The sequence below is a fragment of the Actinosynnema sp. CS-041913 genome, assembly GCF_050942485.1.
Lineage (GTDB): Bacteria > Actinomycetota > Actinomycetes > Mycobacteriales > Pseudonocardiaceae > Actinosynnema.
This window is the reverse complement of record NZ_CP192037.1, coordinates 4,487,474-4,504,582: the sequence shown is the minus strand read 5'-3', so window position 1 is coordinate 4,504,582 and position 17,109 is coordinate 4,487,474. Positions and strand designations below refer to the sequence as shown.

Here is a 17,109-nt window from a genome sequence, read left to right as displayed (position 1 = left end):
CCCTTCGACACTCAGGACCCGGACAACACCACGGCGGTCGCGCCCGAGATCTCGACAACTGTCACTTCCGTGCCGGGCTCGATGACCGAGTGGTCCAGCGACCTCGCCGACCACACCTCGCCACCGATCCGCACCCGGCCGTCGTGCGCGTCCACAGTGGACACCACGACCGCCGTGGCGCCCAGCAGCGCCTCCACGCCCGACTTGTGGCCGTGCCCGGCCGTGAGCCGCCGCTTCAACGCGGGCCGCGCGCCCACGACCAACCCCAGCGCCACCGCCGCGAACGCCGCCGCGCTGACCAGGTCGCCCGCGCCCAGCGCCGACACACCCGCCGCGCCCAGCGCCGCGAGCCCGAGCATGACCAGCACGAAGTCGCCGGACAGGATCTCGGCCGCCACCAGGACGACACCGAGGATCAACCAGATCAACGCGGCCACGGGCCCATCCTCGCATCAACGGCGGCCGGGGAGCCCCGGTTCACCCGAGACCGGGTTCCGTCACGAAGTCGATCAGCCGCTCCACCGCGCCGATCAGCGGCGTCTCCAGGTCCCGGAACCCCGTCACCCCGGCCAGCACCCGCCGCCACCCCTCGTAGGTCTCGCCCCAGCCCAGCGCCTCGCAGACGCCTTCCTTCCACGGCACCCCGCGCGGCACGACCGGCCACGCGGCGATGCCCACCGACGCCGGCTTCACCGCCTGCCACACGTCCACGTAGGGGTGGCCCGTCACCAGAACGTGATCATCGCGGATCGCCGACACCAGCCGGGACTCCTTGCTGCCCGCCACCAGGTGGTCGACCAGCACCCCCAGCCGGCGCCCCGGCCCCGTGCCGAACGACGCGATCCGGCCCGCCAGCTCGTCCACCCCGTCCAACGGCTCCACCACGACGCCCTCGACCCGCAGGTCGTGCCCCCACACCCGTTCCACCAGCTCGGCGTCGTGCAGGCCCTCCACCCAGATCCGGCTGTCCCGCGCCGTGCGCGCCCGCAGCCCCTCGACCTTCACCGAACCCGACGCCGACCGCGTCGGACCGGACGCCGTCGCCGCGGGCCGCACCAGCGTGACCGGCGCGCCGTCGACCAGGAACCCGGCCGGCCGCAGCGGGAACAGCCGCTCCCGCCCGTGCCGGTCCTCCAGCACCACCCGGCCCTGCTCGAACCGCACCACCGCGCCGCAGAACCCCGAGGCCGGGTCCTCCACCACCAGACCGGGCTCGGCCGCCACCTCCGGCACCTTCCGCCGCCTGCGCCCCGCCGTCACGTCCCGGCCGTAGTCCTGTGATCGCACGACCGGCGACGCTAGTCGGTCACCCGGTCGGATGACCCTCAGGCACGCCGGGGTCCGTCTCCCGGCCCGGGAAGAACACCGAGAACACCTTGCACCACGCCGCCAGCCGGTCCCCGTCCACCACCGCCGACAGCGCCTCGATCCCCGTCTCCAGGTCCGGGGCCGCGAACGCGAAGTCCACCGCGTCCGACGCCGCGTCGCCGACGCACGGCCGCGGGTCGATCGCCACCAGCCCCCGCCCGCCCGCGTCCAGGACGTTGCCCGGGTGCAGGTCGCCGTGCAGCAACACCTGCGGCACCCGGTCGCGCGCCAGCGCCGCGGCCGCCGCGTGCGCCGCCGAGTAGTCGCCCGGCCGCCGCCGCGCCAGCAGCGGGAACAGGAAGTCCACCCGCTCGGCCAACGGCGGGAACCCCTCCGGAGGCGGGATGTGCAGACCCTCCAGCAGCCCCCGCATCCGCGGCGCGTCGTACACCGCGGGCGTCCCCGGCTCCAGCGCCTCCAGCAGCAGCACGCCCGCCGGCAGGTCCGCGTCCAGCACCCGCACCATCCGCGGCGAGGGCTCCCACACCCGCAGCGCGTCGTGCTCCTGCGCCGCCAGCTCCGGCTCGGGCGTCAGCTTCAGCACCACCGGCGTGCCGCCCCGCGTGCACAGCAGCGTGTGCGACGTGCCGCCGGTCAACTCCCGGACCGGCTCCAGCCCCCACCGCGCGCACACCGACGACACCAGCGACGGCAACGCCTCGACCCACGCCACCACCCCCGGACCGAACCGGGTCACCAACTTCGAATGCACCGGATCCCCCCTCGGGAACGACGGACTCACGCGTCCAGCCGCAGGATGAACTCCTCGACCTCCTCGCCCCGCCCCTCGGCGAAGCCCACATCCTCGCCCACCGCGACGAAACCGCACTTGTCCAACACCCGCAGCGACCCGACGTTGTCCACCGCCGCCCGCGCGTACAGCGGCCGGACCGGGTCCAGCTCCAGGTACTCCCGCAACGCCGCGCTGGCCAGCCCCATGCCCCAGTACGCGCGGTCGATCCAGTAGGACACCTCCGGCTCGCCGAACTGGCTGAACCGCAGCACGTGCCCCACGACCCGCCCGTCGAACTCGATCGCCTTGGCCACCACCGCGTCGTCGGCCAGGATCCGCGCCCACCGCACCAGGAACGCCGCCCGGTCGGTGGGGTCCGCCGCGCCGAACGCCGCCATGCGGTTGGCCTCCGGATCGAGCTGGTGGTCGAAGAACACCAGCACGTCGGCCTCGGTCGCGTCGCGGAGTCGAACACTGCTCACCCGGCCGATTAGACCACCGTCAGAACGCCGGCCACGGTATTGCCGGCCAGTCATTCGACGGTTCGGGGTACACGCCGGCCGCCAGGAGCTTGTCGACGCGCTCCGCGAGCGTGCGGACCTCCGCGCGCGTCAGGTGACCGTGCAGCGCCTCGCCCAACGTGCCGTCCAGCCCCGACCGCAGCCGCCGCAGCGCCTCCACCGCCTCGTCCGGCAGGTCCTCGCCCAGCCAGCCCCACAGCACGGTGCGCAGCTTGTCGTCGGAGTGCAGGCAGATCCCGTGGTCCACCCCGTACACCGCGCCGTCGGCCGCGTGCAGCACGTGCCCGCCCTTGCGGTCGGCGTTGTTCACCACCACGTCGAACGCCGCCATCAGCCGCACCCTCGGGTGGTCGGCGTGCACCAGCACCGCCGGGTCGCCGTACCGGTCGTGCGCGCGCAGCACCGAACGCCAACCCGGCCGCACCTCGTCCACCGGCACGAGGTCCACCAGCTCGTCGTCCTCGCGGGTCTCCACCCACAACTGCACCATGCCCGACCCGAACGGCCCCGGCCGCAGCACCGTCGGCGGCACCAGGCCGAACCCGGCCGCCTCCGACACCAGGTAGGTCGCGACCTCGCGGCCCGCCAGCGTGCCGTCCGGGAAGTCCCACAGCGGGCGCTCGCCGCGCACCGGCTTGTACACGCACTGCGCGGCCACCCCGTCGAGGCTGATCGCGCAGAACAGCGTCGCGTTCGACGCGTCGACCAGCCTGCCCTCGACCTCTATCCGGCCGCGCCGCAGTAAGTCCAGCACACCCTCGTCACCCGGCCCCACCCTCCGGTCAGCCTTCGTCCGAGCGCCGGTAGCCGTTCTGCCGCGGACAGACGTGGCCCTCCGGGTCCAACGGCTCCGAGCACAGCGGGCACGGCTTGCGGCCCGCCCGCACCACCCGGTCGGCGCGCTCGGCGAACGCCCGCGCCTCCACCGGGCTCAGGAACACCCGGACCGCGTCAGGACCCTCCTCGGTGTCGTCGAGGACCACCGCCTCGTCGACCTCCTCCTCGGTGATCGCGAGCAGCTCGATCACGACCGCGCTGGACTCGGCGTCCCAGCCCAGCCCCATCGTGCCGACCTTGAACTCCTCCTCGACCGGCGCCGCCAGCGGCTCGGTGTCCCGGAGGTCGTCGGGAACCGCCTCGGGGACGTCCGCGCCGAACCGCCGGTGCACCTCCTCCAGCAGCGAGCCGATGCGCTCGGCGAGGACGGCGACCTGTTGCTTCTCCAGCGCCACGCTGACCAGCCGGGCCTCCTCGGAGGCCTGGAGGTAGAACGTGCGCTCGCCAGGCTGCCCGACGGTCCCGGCGACGAACCGGTCGGGTTGGCGGAATACGTGGATGACGCGTGCCATGACACCACCGACCCTAGGCCACGCGGACAAGATCGGCAGCCCTCCCCCCGGTTTTCCGTCATCTGTGGAGGCGATCGGCGCAGGGCCGCGCGGCGGGCCTGCCGCTAGGGTCGCGTGCGTGGTGAAGATCGCACCGTACGGAACGTGGACATCGCCCATCGGAGCGGCCGACGCCGCCGCCGCCGGCGGCGGCCTGCACTGGGTCGACCTGCACCGGGGTCGGGTCTGGTGGGCCGAGGGACGCCCCGCCGAGGGCGGCCGGGTCGCGCTGGTGCGCGACGGGCGGGACCTCCTGCCGCCGCCGTGGAACGCGCGCAACCGCGTCCACGAGTACGGCGGGCGGCCATGGGTGGTGCTGGACACCCCGGACGGCGAGCGCGTCGCGTTCACCGACTGGGACGACCAGCGGATCTACCTGTTCGACCCGGACGACCCGCACCCGGTGCCGATCAGCCCCGAACCGGACCGGCGCCACGGTGTCCGCTACGCCGACCTCACCGCCGGACCCGACGACGCCGAGGTGTGGTGCGTGCGGGAGACCGTGACCGGCGACACCCGCACCGACGTGCGCCGCGACCTGGTGGCCGTGCCGCTGGACGGCTCCGCGCCCCGCGTGCTGGCCGCCAGCCACCACTTCATGACCGGCCCCCGGCTGTCCCCGGACGGCACCCACTTCGCGTGGATCGGCTGGAACCACCCCGCCATGCCGTGGGACGGCACCGAGCTGTGCGTCGTCGAGGTCGGCTCCACCGACCACCGCGTCCTCGCGGGCGGACCGCGCGAAGCGGTCTGCCAGGTCGAGTGGGAACCCGCCGCGCCGGACGCGCCGGACCAGCGGCCCGCGCTGCTGGCGCTGACCGACCCCGACGGCTGGTGGAACCTGTTCCGCATCACCCTCGACGGCACGTCGAAGAACCTCGCCCCGTGCGCCGAGGAACTCGGCGGCCCCATGTGGCGGCTGGGCAACCGCTGGTTCGCCACCCTCCGGCCCGGCCGCTACCTCGTGCTGCGCGCCGGGGCGCTGGCCGTGCTGGACGAGCGCTCCGGCACCGTCACCGACGTCGACAACGACCTGCCGGTGTGGCTGTCGCAACTCGCCGCGCACGACGGCGTGGTCGTCGGCGGCGCCGCCGGACCCCACGACGACGCGACCGTGGTGACCCTGGACCTGTCCACCGGCGAACTGACCCGGCTCACCGACCACCCGGTGGCCCTGCCGCCCGCCGACTACCTGCCGGTCCCCGCCGAACGGGTGTTCACCGGCCCCGACGGGCAGGACGTGCCCGCCTACGTGTACCCGCCGACCAACCCCGACTTCACCGGCCCCGACGGCGAACGGCCGCCGTTCGTGGTGCACGTCCACGGCGGCCCCACCGGCCGGTCGGTGCCCGTCCTCGACATCGACATCGCCTACCTCACCAGCCGCGGCATCGGCGTGGTGTCGGTCAACTACGGCGGCTCCACCGGCTACGGCCGGGCGTTCCGGGAACGGCTGCGCGAGCAGTGGGGCGTGGTCGACGTCCACGACTGCGCCGCCGTCGCGCAGGCGCTGGCCGACGAGGGCACCGCCGACGGCGCGCGGCTGGGCATCCGGGGCGGCAGCGCCGGCGGCTGGACCTCCGCCGCGTCCATGACCTCGGTCAAGACCTACCGGTGCGGCATGGTGGCGTTCCCGATCCTCGACCTGGCCGGGTGGACCGGCGAAGGCGGCGAGACCCACGACTTCGAGTCGCGCTACCTCGAAGGCCTGGTCGGGCCGTGGCCGCGGACCGCCGAGCGGTACGCCGAACGCTCCCCGTCCCGGCGGGTGGACCGGCTGGCCGGGCCGGTGCTGCTGCTGCAGGGCCTGGAGGACGAGATCTGCCCGCCCGAACAGGCCGACCGGTTCGTCGCCGCGCTCGACGGCACCGGCATCCCGCACGCCTACCTCACCTTCGAGGGCGAGCAGCACGGCTTCCGCAAAGCCGAGACGATCATCGCCGCGCTGGAGGCCGAACTGTCCTTCTACGGGCAGGTGTTCGGGTTCGTGCCGGCCGGCGTGCCGGTGCTGGAGCTGCGTCGGTGACACCCCGCCCCCTCCGGCCGGGCGACCGCGTGACCGTGGTGAGCCCGGCCGGCCCCGTGTCCGCCGGGCTGCTGCACGCCGGGGTCGCGTGGCTGACCACCTGGGGCCTGGACGTGCGGATCGCGCCGCACGCCCTGGACACCCACCCCGTCCTGCCCTACCTGGCCGGCGCCGACGCCGACCGGGCCCGCGACTTCCAGGACGCGTGGTGCGACCCGTCGGTGGCGGCGGTGCTGTGCGCGCGCGGCGGCTACGGCAGCCAGCGGATCGTCGACCTGGTCGACTGGGACCGGCTCGTGCGCAGCGGACCGAAGGTGTTCGTCGGGTCCAGCGACATCACCGCCCTGCACGAACCGCTGTGGCGGGCGGGCGTGCCCACCTGGTTCGGGCCGATGGTCGGCACCCGGGCGTTCGTCCACGACGGACCGGCGCGGGACCGGATGCGCCGCGCCCTGTTCGACGGCGTCACCACCGTGCCGGGGGTCACCGTCGTGCCCGGCACGGCGCGCGGGACGGCCGTCGGCGGCAACCTCAGCCTGCTCGGCGCGCCCCCGCCCGACGGAGCGATCGCGTTCCTGGAGGACGTCGCCGAGGAGCCCTACCGGCTCGACCGGATGCTCACCGCCCTGCTGAGGGGTGGCTGGTTCGCGGGCGTCGCCGGGATCGTGCTCGGCTCGTGGACCGGCTGCGGCGACGTCGACGGCGTGCTGCACGACCGGCTCGGCGGCCTCGGCGTGCCCATCCTCGGCTCCGTCGCGTTCGGACACTGCGCGGGCCAACACACCGTGCCACTGGGAATCGCAGTGTCCATTGGCACCGGCTGTGTTGAATTTGCGCCGCCTTCGGCGTCGCGGGCTCGGTCGCCGGAAAGTCGGTAGGTCGCGCCTGATTTTCCCGCGATCGAAAAGCGTGATCGCGGGAAAATGAGTCACGACCTACCGACGCGACCTCGCGTGGTGGGCCAGACCGGGGCCCGGGGCAGAGCGGGGTCGGGTGGGGCGGCGTCGGGGTGAAGCGTGGGGTTAGAGGCCGAAGGCCAGTAGGACGCTGCCGTTCGGGTTGGGGTAGGCGGGCCAGTAGCCGGCTTGGACGTAGACCATGCCGTTGGAGACCACCGCGCCACCGCCGCCGCCGGAGATCGCGCCGCCCCGGCCGGGCAGCCCGTTCACCGTGGCGAAGTCCCGCACCGTGTCGAACGTCCACAGCACCCGGCCGGTGCGGGCCGAGTAGGCGCGCAGCTTGCCGTCGTTGCTGCCCTCGTACACCACACCGGGGCTGGACGACACCGCCGGCCCGTGCGCCAGCGTGCAGATCTCCGGGTGCTGCGCCGCGCCGCCGGTGGTGCAGCCGTCCGCCGGGTTCGGCGTCTCCCACAGCACCGCGCCGGTCGCCGGGTCCACCGCGAACAACTTGCCCGGATCGGCGAAGTAGGTCGCGATGTACAGCCGCTCCCCGTCGAAACTGGAACCCCACTGGATGCCCGAGATCCCGCCGCTGGGCAGCGGCACACCCAACTGACGCCGCCACACGACCTCACCGGTCGCCGCGTCGAACACGTGGTACACACCCAGCTTCTGGCCCACGCCGACCAGCTTGCGGCCGTCGACGGTGAACAGGTTCGGCGTCGCGCCGATGTCGTAGTCCAGCGCCGAGCCGTCCTGCAGGCCGGGGCAGTAGCCCTGCGAGTCCGGGTCGTTGCACAGGCCCCGCCACGTGTCGGCCTTGGTCACCTGGTTGCGCCACTTCACCGCGCCCGAGCGGGTGTCCAGCGCCAGCAGCGTGTCGAAGTCGCCCGCGCTGCCCGTGTAGTTCTGCCCGGTCCCGACGTACACGGTGCCGGTGCGCGGGTCGATCGTCGGTGAACTCCACACACCCGCGCCGGACGGCTCGTAGCGGGTCGCGCCGCTGGGCCACGTCCCCACGGCCTTCGGCTCAGGCACCGTGTAGTGCCGCCACACCAGGTCACCGGTGCGCGCGTCCAAGGCGTCGATGTGGCCCCGGAACGTGCAACACGGGTAGGCCCGCCCGGCGCCCGGGTCGAAGTCGGCGTTCTCGCCACTGGACGTGCCGACGTAGACCTTGCCGTCGTGCACGATCGGCGAACTGGTCACCGTCGCCGCCGGGTGCGCGTCGACCTGCTTGGCCCACACCACCCGCCCCGAGCGCTGGTCCAGCGAGTACACGTAGCCCCGCATGTCACCGACGTACACCCGGCCGTCCACGACCGCCGGCCCGTCCCACGGGATCGCCGGCCGGGGCCCCGGCGCGATACCGGTGAGGTCCGTGGTCCACCGCTCGGCGCCGGTCCGGGCGTCGCGCGCGTAGAACTTGCCGTCCGGCCCGCCGAAGTACGCCGTGCCGTCCACGATCGCCGGCTGGCTGCGTACCGGCGCCTCCGACTTCTGGTAGGCGAACGCCCACTTGAGCTTCAGGTTCTTGACGTTGTGCGGCGTGATCCGCCACTCGGCGGCGTTGTGCCGCGACCCGGCCGGGTCCTTCTGCCACGTGGCCCAGTCCCCGTCCCGCCGAGGCGAGGCGGCGGTGGCCCCGGCCCCCAGCAGGGCGACCGACGACGCGACCGCCACTAATGCCAACGCTCGTCTGGGAAAACCCATATCTCCCCCTGTCGATGGATGCGACCCACCCACCCTGGCAGCGGGGAAACCGCCCACGCGACAGGCGAAAGGACCCGATCCGATAGGGAGAAGGTTGACCACGGCCCCACCGATCGGTTGATCCGCCCACCACCCGGACCCACTACCCTCACCGTCCGGACCTCCGGCCCCGCACGCATTGCGCCGAAAGGCTCCTATGCGGGGTGGCGGCGGATGCCCTCGATCGCGATGTCCAGCAGTCGACCGGCCTGCCCTGGCAAGCCCGCCCTTTGACAACCGGGGGGGTTCTCCGGTTAACGTGGCAAACCTAGAAGTGGGGTGCCCCTCCACTTGTGTCGAGCGATCCGGGAGACACCGTGCGCGCCGTCCAGTACCACCGTTTCGGCCCTCCCGAGGTGCTCCGCGTCGACGAGGTGCCCACACCCCGGCCCGGACCGGGGGAAGTGCTCGTCGAGGTGTGGGCCGCGAGCGTGGACGCCGGGGAAACCGCCTTCCGCGCGGGCAGACTGCGCGCCCTCGGCCGGTCCCGCTTCCCCCGCCGCGTCGGCGGCGACTTCACCGGCCGTGTCGCGGCCCTCGGTCCCGGGGTGACCGCGTGGCGTGCGGGCGACGAGGTGTGGGGACTGATGCCGCACTTCGCGTTCGGCGCCATCGCCGACCACGTCGCGGTCCCCGAACGGCGACTCGCCCGGGCGCCGAAGAACCTGAGCCTGCTCGATGCCGCCGCCCTGCCGTCGTCGGGCACCACCGCCATGACCGCCCTGACGGACAAAGCCGGCCTCGTCGCCGGTGAGCGACTCCTGGTCCGCGGCGCCACCGGAGGCGTCGGCAGCATCGCGGTGCAACTGGGCAAGGCCCTCGGCGCCCACGTCACCGCCCTGGCCGGCACGCGCAACCTCGACTGGGTCACCGACCTCGGCGCGGACACCGCCCTGGACTACCGCACGACCGGACCGGCCGACCTCGGCCGCTTCGACGTGATCCTCGACGTCGTGGGCACCGAACCCACCGCCTACCGGTCGCGACTCACCCGCCACGGCCGCATGGTCGCCCTCGCCTTCGACCACGAGCACATCCTGACCTCGATGGTCACCACCGGGCTGCGGGCCGCCCTGTCACCCCGCCGGCTGAAGCTGTTCAGCAACAACCCGTCCGCCGCGCGCATCGCCGAACTCACCGAATCCGTCGAAGCGGGCCGCATCCGCCCCGTGGTCGACACCGTCTTCCCCATGGCCGACATCGCCGAGGCCCACCGACGACTCGACGCGGGCGGCGTGCGGGGGAAGTTCGTCATCGACGTCCACGGAGGACGAAGCGGCACCTGAACGGACCACTGACGGCGTCACCCTCGGTGCACTCGCACCTCCGGGAGATTCCCTCCAGCGCGTTCGGCGGGACCGCGCCGAACCGCTCAGCGCCGAACCCGCCGAGCCGCGTCCGCCGCCTCCGCCACCGAACGGATCTCCGCCGCCAGCTCCGGATCCGCCACCCGGTCCGCCGCCTCCGCCAACGGCCCGACCAACGCCGCCGAATCGTCCTCCGCCAACGCCCGCCGCACCACCACGTCCACCGCCGCCACCCGACCACCAAGGTCCCGCAACGACTCCGCGTTCTCCAGCGCCCACTGCCGCACGGCACGCTCACCCGCCCGCCGGTCCCGCTCCGCCCGCACCCGACCCTCGGCCGTGTCACCCAGATCCGCCCGCAGCCGCAGGTACCGCCGCTCCGCCGCCTGCCTGCTCGCCACCCCCAGCGCCGGAGCCAGCCGCGCCCAACTCGTGCCCTGCTCCCGCGCGGCGGCGATCAGGCGTGGCTCCCACTCGGCCAGTTCCGCCCGCAGCCGCCGCAGCAGCACCAGCGCCGCCAGCACGTCGCCCTCGCCGTCGACCGCCTCGCGCACGGTCTCGTAGTCGCCGATCACGGCCCTACTGTGGCAGGTACGCGACGTGCACGTCGTCCACGGACCACATCCGGTTCCGCATACCCGATGCCACCATCCGCCGCACGTGGTCGGCCATCGCCGTCTCGAAGTCCCACCGCCGCTCCACCAACCGCGCCGCCCCGTCCACGATCTCCGCCAGGTCCGCGCTGATCCGCGCGAACGACATGCTCGGCGACCGCGGCCCGTTGTCGGACACCGGCTCCGGGTCGTCGGCGAACAGGGTGAACGCCGGGAACCGCGCCACCTCCGGCAGCACGCTGTAGAACGGGGTGCCGGGGAAGTAGTACTCCGGCCACCGGTTGCCCGAGATCGCCAGCCACGGCGTCCCCACCGCCAACCCGGCCATCGCGAACCCCGAGTGCGGCGACACCAGGACGTCCGACGACGCCACCTCGGCAAGCTGCGCCACCAGCGGCCGGTCCACCGCGTCCACCGAACGCACCGACCCGATCAGCTCGTCGAACTCGTCGCGCCCGAACGACGTGCTGGTCCGCCCGTCCTCCCGCAGCTTGCCCACGAACACGAACTCCGCGCCGGGGAACCGCACCGCCAACGCCTCCAGCACCAGCCGCCACGACCGCACCGACGGGTAGTTCCGCCGCGGCCCGCTGCCGCCGGGCAGCACCGCGATCCGCACCCCCTCGTGCGACGCCGCCGGGATCGGCAGCCGGAACGCCTCGCCCGCCGCGTACGGCAACCGCGCGCCACCGGGCCGGAAGTGCTTCCGCGCCTGGTCGAAATACCGCGCCAGACCGGGGAACAGGGTCCGCTGCCACGACTGCGACGCCCGCTCGTCCTCCACCACCCGGTCCCAGTCGCGGGCGATGCGGGCAAGCTGCGGCGCGAAGTCCGCCGACCCGTCGAACACGTCGACGTCGATCGCGTGCACCTGCTCGATGTACGGGCACAGCCGCGCCAGCTCGACCGGTGTCGCCGAGTTGAGCACCACCCCGATCCGCAGGTCCGGGTCCGCCCGGTGGTAGCCGTGGCAGCGGTGCAACGCCTCGATCGCGTGGCCGACGGGATGGCAGTAGACGAAGTTCACCAGCAGTGATCCGGGCACATCCCCGATCACACCGGGCCACCGACCGGGAACGCCACCGGATTTCCGATCCGACCACGCCCCGCCGGCACGGCCCGCACGCTCGACCTGCCCCCGCACGCCCCGCCGGTCGGCCGCGCCCGCCGCGCGCCGCCCACGCGGAAACCGGTGGCAGCCCGCGACCGGCTTCCGCGACACTGCCGCCTCATGCGCCCGGCACCCGGCGAAGTGCTGCACTTCTCCGAAGACCCCACCATCACCCGGTTCGTCCCGCACGTGGCGGCCACCGCCCGACAACCCGAGGCCTACGTGTGGGCCGTCGACCACGACCAGGCCCCCGCCTACTGGTTCCCCCGCGACTGCCCCCGCGCCATGACCTGGACCACCCCCGACACCACCCCCGACGACCGCGCCTGGCTGGGCCCGCACCGCGTCCACGCAATCGAGTACGGCTGGCTGCGCCGCCTCCAGGCCGTCACGCTCTACGCCTACCGCTTCGACGCCGCCGCGTTCCGGCCGTTCGGCGACGCCGCGCACGTCGCCACCGGACCCGTCGACCCCCTCGGCCCGCCCGAACGCGTCGGCGACCTGCTGGACCTGCACGAGCAGTCGGGCATCGAACTGCGACTGCTGCCCGACCTGTGGCCCTTCTGGGACGACGTCACCCACCGCACCCTGGGCTTCAGCGGCATCCGGCTGCGCAACGCGCGGCCCGCGCCGTGACCCGCACCGGCACCGAGGCCTAGGCGGGGGGACGGAGTGCGGCAGGACACGTCGGTTCTCGTGAAGGGCGTGGCGGGCCGCGGGCAAGTAGAGGCGTGACAAGGATGACCGCGAGTACAGCGGGGCCCGGCACGGGACCGCCGGGGGACGATGGGGATCTGTCGGGGCCGGATCCGGGGTCGGTGTTCGGGCGGCTCTTCGATGAGCACGCCGGGTCGCTGCACGGCTACCTGGCCCGTCGAATCGGGGACCAGGCCGCCGACGACCTGGTGTCGGAGACGTTCCTGGTGGCGTTGCAGCAACGGCACACGTACGACCCGGCTCGGGCCGGGGTGCGGCCCTGGCTGTACGGGATCGCCGGCAACCTGCTGCGGCGGCACGTGCGGCAGGAGGTCCGGGCACGGTCTACTCGCGCCTGCACCGGGTGCGTCGGTGGTTGCAGTCACACAGTTCTGTCGCGACCAGTGGAATGGAGGACGGCGATGCGTGAGGGGGATGGGGCCGGGGTGCGGCAGGTGTGGACCGAGGACGAGCTCGACCGCGCGCTGGCCGCACTGCACGCGGAGATCGAGACCGATCAACGGGGCCTGGCCGCGGTGCGGGAGAACCTGATGGCGGTCGCGGACGGCCGAACCCGGCCGCGGCCGGACCCGGTCGGGACCGGGGAGGGTGTGTCCCGACGGCGGCCGTTGCGCCGCCGGCTGGCCGCGGCGGCAGCCGTCGTGGTCCTCGCGACCGCAGGTGTGGTGGCGCAGACGGTGTTGTTCCCCGACGACACCGCCACCGCCCGCGCGCAGGAGGCGCTGACCGGTGCCGCCGCCGTCGCCGCGCGGGCCGAGGATCCGGTGTTGGCGGACGGCCAGTACCGCTACCTGGCCACCCATGCCTGGTGGGCGAAGACGACGGGCACGGAGAGCAGGAGCTTCTCCTTCCTCAACGAGAACCTCATCGAGACGTGGATTCCCGCCGATCCGGACGGGGAGTGGCTGCAGCGCCGCCACGAGACCGGCAACCGCAAATGGGTCAAGGGCACCGAGTCCGAAGCCCGCGCGGCCGGGGCCGTGATCGAGGAGGCGCCGTGGCCGGAGCAGCGCGCCCGGGGCGGCGACTTCGTCCAGGGCGCTCCCGAGCGCGGGAACTGGCAGTTCCCCGAACCGGAGTTCCTCGCCGGCCTGCCCACCGACCCCGGGCGGTTGTACGAGCGGCTGCGCAGGGACAGCGGCGGCGGCAAGCAGACCCTGGTCTACGCCGCGGACGCGTTGCGCACCGGCCTGATGCCCGCCGCGGCCCGCGCGAACCTGCTGCGGGCGTTGACCCATCTCCCCGGGCTGGACGTCACCGACCACGCCGCCGACCTCGACGGCCACCGGGGCGTGGCGCTGGGCATCTCCGAGGACGGGGAGCGGCAGGAGATCATCCTCGACCCCGGCACGGGCGAGGTGATCGGGGAACGCAGGGTGTCCGACTCGATGTTCGCCGGCATCCCGAAGGGCACCGTCACCGGCTACTCCTCCATCACCACGGCGGTGGTCGACGGCATCGGCGCCCGACCCGCCCGCTGATCGGAAAGACCTTCCGGTGGTGGGCGCGACGAACGCCCACCACCGGAACGGTTGTATGCATACCGACCGGTCGGTACCCTCGGCGCGTGGGTGGAACCGAGCGACGGATCGACGCGGTGGTGCTGGACTGGGGCGGCGTGCTCACGGTCTCCGTGCCCGAGTTCATCGAGGACTGGCTGCGCCGCGAGAACATCGACCGCGAGCGCTACGGCGCGACCATGCGCGGCTGGATGGGCCGGGAGGCCGTGCCCGACAACCCGGTGTCCCGGCTGGAGACCGGCGAGCTGTCGGTGGCCGCGTTCGAACGCCTGCTGGCCGCCGAACTGGTCACCCCGGACGGCCGGGAGATCGCCGCCCGAGGCCTGCTGCGCCGCATGTTCGGCTCCGCGCACCCCGACCCCGCGATGGTCGAGCTGGTGCGCGACCTGCGCGAACAAGGCCTGCGGACCGTGCTGCTGTCCAATAGCTGGGGCGAGGGCTACCCCGAGGACCTGCTGCTGGAGCTGTTCGACACGGTCGTGATCAGCGGCCGGATCGGGCTGCGCAAACCCGACCCGCGCATCTTCGAACACACCCTGGACGTCGTCGGGCTGCCCGCGCACCGCTGCGTGTTCGTCGACGACGCCCCGGTCAACGTGGACGGCGCGCGGGCCGTGGGTCTGCACGCCCACCGGCACACCGACGCCGGGTCCACCCGCGCCGTCCTCGCCGAACTGCTGGGAGCCGCCCCGTGACCGACCTGCCCGGCCTGGACCTCGCGGCGCTCGCCGCCTACCTCGGGACGCCGCCGCTGACCGGCGAGGTGATCCCCGGCGGTCGCTCCAACCTGACCTACCGCGTCACCGACGGCGCGCGCCGCTGGGTGCTGCGCCGCCCGCCGCTGGGCCACGTGCTGGCCACCGCGCACGACATGGCCCGCGAGCACCGCGTCATCTCCGCGCTGGCCGCCACGACCGTGCCCGTGCCGGAGGTCGAGCTGCTGTGCGCCGACCCCGGCGTGATCGGCGCGCCGTTCTACCTGATGGAGGAGGTGCCCGGCGTCGCGCTGCGGCACCGCGACCAGTGCCCGTGGCTCACCCCGGACAAGGCCCGCGTGCTGTCCGAACGGCTGGTCGACGTGCTCGCGGACCTGCACGCCGTCGACCCGGAGGCGGTCGGCTTGGCCGACTTCGGCCGCCCCGACGGGTTCCTGGAGCGCCAGGTCGCCCGGTGGGGCAAGCAGTTGGCGTCGTCCCGCAGCCGCGAGCTGCCCGGCATCGACGACCTGCGCGACCGGCTCGCGGCCACCGTGCCGCGGTCCCGGCGCGCGACCGTCGTGCACGGCGACTACCGGTTGGACAACGTCCTGGTCACCGAGGACCCCGTGGACATCAGCGCGGTCCTGGACTGGGAGATGGCCACCCTCGGCGACCCGCTGGCCGACGTCGGGCTGCTGTGCGTGTACTGGCGGGGAGTCGGCCTGGAGGACGACCCGATCACCGGCACGGTCTCCGCGCTGCCCGGTTTCGCCACCGCCGACGACCTCGTCCAGCGCTACGCCGCCCGCAGCGGCGCGGACGTGACCGGACTCGGCTGGTACACGGCGTTCGGCTACTTCAAGCTCGCCGTGATCGTCGAAGGCATCCACTTCCGCTTCACCACCGGCAAGACGGTCGGGGCGGGATTCGACCGGATCGGCCGACTCACCCTGCCGCTGGTCCGGCAGGGACTCGCCGCGACCTCAGGAGAGCGCTGATGGACTTCGCCTACGACGCCACCACCCGGGAGCTGCGGGAGAAGCTGCTGCGGTTCATGGACGAGCACGTCTACCCGGCCGAACCGGTGGCCGCGGAGCAACTGGCGAACGCGACCGACCCGTGGGCGCGGCCCGCCGTCCTCCACGACCTCAAGGCCGAGGCCCGCGAACAGGGCCTGTGGAACCTGTTCCTGCCCGACGCCGAGCACGGCGGCGGCCTGACCAACCTCCAGTACGCGCCGCTGGCCGAGATCACCGGCCGCAGCCCGCACCTCGCGCCCGAAGCGCTCAACTGCGCCGCGCCGGACACCGGCAACATGGAGGTGCTGGCCATGTTCGGCACCGAGGCGCAGCGCGAGCAGTGGCTCCGACCGCTGCTGGACGGCGAGATCCGCTCCGCGTTCTGCATGACAGAACCCGACGTGGCCTCCTCCGACGCCACCAACATCGCGACCCGCATCGAACGCGACGGCGACGAGTACGTGGTCAACGGCCGCAAGTGGTGGTCCTCCGGCGCGATGAACCCCGAGTGCGCCGTCTTCATCGTGATGGGCAAGACCGACCCCGACGCCGAACGGCACCGCCGGCAGGCCATGATCCTGGTGCCCCGCGACACGCCGGGTGTGCACGTCGAGCGCGGGATGCACGTGTTCGGCTACACCGACGCCGCGCACGGCGGCCACGCCGAGATCGTGTTCGACAACGTCCGCGTGCCCGCCGGCAACCTCATCGCGGGCGAAGGCGAAGGCTTCGCGATCGCCCAGGCCCGCCTCGGCCCCGGCCGCATCCACCACTGCATGAGGCTGATCGGCATCGCCGAACGCGCCCTTGAGCTGATGTGCCGCCGCGTCTTGGACCGGGTCGCGTTCGGCCGTCCCCTGGCCCGCCAGGGCGTGGTGCAGGAGTGGATCGCCGAGTCCCGCGTGCGCATCGAACAGGCGCGGCTGCTGGTGCTCAAGACCGCGTGGCTGATGGACACCGTCGGCAACAAGGGCGCGCACACCGAGATCCAGGCCATCAAGATCGGCACCCCGCTGATGGCGGAATGGGTGCTGGACAAGGCGATCCAGGCGCACGGCGCGGGCGGTGTCAGCCAGGACTTCCCGCTGGCCGACCTCTGGGCGCAGGCCCGGACGCTGCGGCTCGCCGACGGCCCCGACGAGGTGCACCGCATGTCGCTGGCCAAACGGGAACTCCAGCGCTACCGGTAGTCCACGGCCAGGAATCCACCTGTCGGGTGATCTCCTTCCGCAGCGTGACTTTCCGCCGACCCAACGGCTGAGAGGCCACCGGCGGTGCCGCCGGCGATCCCACCGCCGCCCTCGGCGCACCGGGCCGACGCACGACCCACCGTGACCGCCTCACCCCACAGTGTGGAAGTCAAGAAGCAACCATTGGAGTGCTCGACCGGCCAGGCAGTGCCACCCCGGTCGGTACCGTGTCGCCATGAGGGT

General features: G+C 73.4%; 17 protein-coding genes. 8 read left to right on the top strand and 9 right to left on the bottom strand.

Going from position 1 to position 17,109, the window contains the following annotated elements; genetic code table 11:
• Positions 1–11: 11 nt before the first annotated feature.
• From ACQPZF_RS20955 to ACQPZF_RS20930, 6 genes are read right to left on the bottom strand one after another with little or no spacing between them, the layout of a single operon-like run.
• Positions 12–437: an NfeD family protein gene (locus tag ACQPZF_RS20955; RefSeq protein ID WP_433274152.1), complete on the bottom strand. Its 426-nt coding sequence runs from the start codon at positions 435–437 to the stop codon at positions 12–14.
• 40 nt (positions 438–477) lie between these two features.
• Positions 478–1,287, bottom strand: coding sequence for a DUF3097 domain-containing protein (locus ACQPZF_RS20950; protein ID WP_433274151.1), 810 nt, complete (start codon positions 1,285–1,287; stop codon positions 478–480).
• A gap of 19 nt (positions 1,288–1,306) precedes the next feature.
• Positions 1,307–2,080 (bottom strand): aminoglycoside phosphotransferase family protein, encoded by a 774-nt coding sequence (locus ACQPZF_RS20945; protein WP_433274149.1) that lies wholly within the window; start codon positions 2,078–2,080, stop codon positions 1,307–1,309.
• Positions 2,081–2,106: 26 nt separating this feature from the next.
• Positions 2,107–2,583, bottom strand: a complete 477-nt coding sequence (locus tag ACQPZF_RS20940; protein ID WP_433274147.1) for a GNAT family N-acetyltransferase — start codon at positions 2,581–2,583, stop codon at positions 2,107–2,109.
• 19 nt (positions 2,584–2,602) lie between these two features.
• Entirely contained in the window at positions 2,603–3,376 is a 774-nt protein-coding gene (locus ACQPZF_RS20935) for an SCO1664 family protein (RefSeq protein WP_433274145.1), read from the bottom strand.
• Positions 3,377–3,404: 28 nt separating this feature from the next.
• Positions 3,405–3,971: a DUF3090 domain-containing protein gene (locus ACQPZF_RS20930; RefSeq protein WP_433274143.1), complete on the bottom strand. Its 567-nt coding sequence runs from the start codon at positions 3,969–3,971 to the stop codon at positions 3,405–3,407.
• Positions 3,972–4,089: 118 nt separating this feature from the next.
• Between ACQPZF_RS20930 and ACQPZF_RS20925 the strand changes: the two genes are divergently transcribed.
• Both ACQPZF_RS20925 and ACQPZF_RS20920 read left to right on the top strand, forming a co-directional pair.
• Positions 4,090–6,036 carry a prolyl oligopeptidase family serine peptidase gene (locus ACQPZF_RS20925; protein ID WP_433274141.1) on the top strand — a complete coding sequence of 649 codons (1,947 nt, stop codon included), beginning with the start codon at positions 4,090–4,092 and terminating at the stop codon, positions 6,034–6,036.
• Positions 6,033–6,914 carry a S66 peptidase family protein gene (locus ACQPZF_RS20920; protein WP_433274139.1) on the top strand — a complete coding sequence of 294 codons (882 nt, stop codon included), beginning with the start codon at positions 6,033–6,035 and terminating at the stop codon, positions 6,912–6,914. Before ACQPZF_RS20925 ends, ACQPZF_RS20920 begins: the two co-directional genes overlap by 4 nt.
• A gap of 144 nt (positions 6,915–7,058) precedes the next feature.
• On the opposite strand, the gene ACQPZF_RS20915 is transcribed toward ACQPZF_RS20920, so the two are convergent.
• Positions 7,059–8,651 (bottom strand): PQQ-binding-like beta-propeller repeat protein, encoded by a 1,593-nt coding sequence (locus ACQPZF_RS20915; protein WP_433274137.1) that lies wholly within the window; start codon positions 8,649–8,651, stop codon positions 7,059–7,061.
• A gap of 356 nt (positions 8,652–9,007) precedes the next feature.
• On the opposite strand from ACQPZF_RS20915, the gene ACQPZF_RS20910 reads away from it, so the two are divergent.
• On the top strand, positions 9,008–9,976 hold the full coding sequence (locus tag ACQPZF_RS20910) for an NAD(P)-dependent alcohol dehydrogenase (protein ID WP_433274134.1): 969 nt from the start codon (positions 9,008–9,010) through the stop codon (positions 9,974–9,976).
• A gap of 86 nt (positions 9,977–10,062) precedes the next feature.
• On the opposite strand, the gene ACQPZF_RS20905 is transcribed toward ACQPZF_RS20910, so the two are convergent.
• Complete coding sequence (locus tag ACQPZF_RS20905; protein ID WP_433274133.1) at positions 10,063–10,572, bottom strand: hypothetical protein; 510 nt, start codon at positions 10,570–10,572, stop codon at positions 10,063–10,065.
• A gap of 4 nt (positions 10,573–10,576) precedes the next feature.
• Positions 10,577–11,668 carry a glycosyltransferase family 9 protein gene (locus tag ACQPZF_RS20900; protein WP_433274131.1) on the bottom strand — a complete coding sequence of 364 codons (1,092 nt, stop codon included), beginning with the start codon at positions 11,666–11,668 and terminating at the stop codon, positions 10,577–10,579.
• Positions 11,669–11,842: 174 nt separating this feature from the next.
• Here ACQPZF_RS20900 and ACQPZF_RS20895 point away from each other — a divergent pair, with 174 nt between their 5' ends.
• The 5 genes from ACQPZF_RS20895 (at position 11,843) to ACQPZF_RS20875 (ending at position 16,866) form a co-directional block, all read left to right on the top strand.
• Positions 11,843–12,358, top strand: a complete 516-nt coding sequence (locus ACQPZF_RS20895) for a DUF6886 family protein (protein ID WP_433274129.1) — start codon at positions 11,843–11,845, stop codon at positions 12,356–12,358.
• A gap of 104 nt (positions 12,359–12,462) precedes the next feature.
• Positions 12,463–13,920, top strand: a complete 1,458-nt coding sequence (locus ACQPZF_RS20890) for a CU044_5270 family protein (RefSeq protein ID WP_433274128.1) — start codon at positions 12,463–12,465, stop codon at positions 13,918–13,920.
• 86 nt (positions 13,921–14,006) lie between these two features.
• Positions 14,007–14,654, top strand: coding sequence for an HAD family hydrolase (locus ACQPZF_RS20885; RefSeq protein ID WP_433274126.1), 648 nt, complete (start codon positions 14,007–14,009; stop codon positions 14,652–14,654).
• Entirely contained in the window at positions 14,651–15,655 is a 1,005-nt protein-coding gene (locus ACQPZF_RS20880; protein WP_433274124.1) for a phosphotransferase family protein, read from the top strand. The genes ACQPZF_RS20885 and ACQPZF_RS20880 overlap by 4 nt, the downstream gene beginning before the upstream one ends.
• Complete coding sequence (locus ACQPZF_RS20875; protein WP_433274123.1) at positions 15,655–16,866, top strand: acyl-CoA dehydrogenase family protein; 1,212 nt, start codon at positions 15,655–15,657, stop codon at positions 16,864–16,866. Before ACQPZF_RS20880 ends, ACQPZF_RS20875 begins: the two co-directional genes overlap by 1 nt.
• The last annotated feature ends 243 nt before the right edge of the window (positions 16,867–17,109 follow it).

Excerpts from the sequence above, each read along its gene's own strand:
- ACQPZF_RS20930 (WP_433274143.1), bottom strand. The coding sequence starts at position 3,971 with ATGGCACGCGTCATCCACGTATTCCGCCAACCCGACCGGTTCGTCGCC.
- ACQPZF_RS20915 (WP_433274137.1), bottom strand. The coding sequence starts at position 8,651 with ATGGGTTTTCCCAGACGAGCGTTGGCATTAGTGGCGGTCGCGTCGTCG.
- ACQPZF_RS20895 (WP_433274129.1), top strand. The coding sequence starts at position 11,843 with ATGCGCCCGGCACCCGGCGAAGTGCTGCACTTCTCCGAAGACCCCACC.
- ACQPZF_RS20890 (WP_433274128.1), top strand. The coding sequence starts at position 12,463 with ATGACCGCGAGTACAGCGGGGCCCGGCACGGGACCGCCGGGGGACGAT.
- ACQPZF_RS20875 (WP_433274123.1), top strand. The coding sequence starts at position 15,655 with ATGGACTTCGCCTACGACGCCACCACCCGGGAGCTGCGGGAGAAGCTG.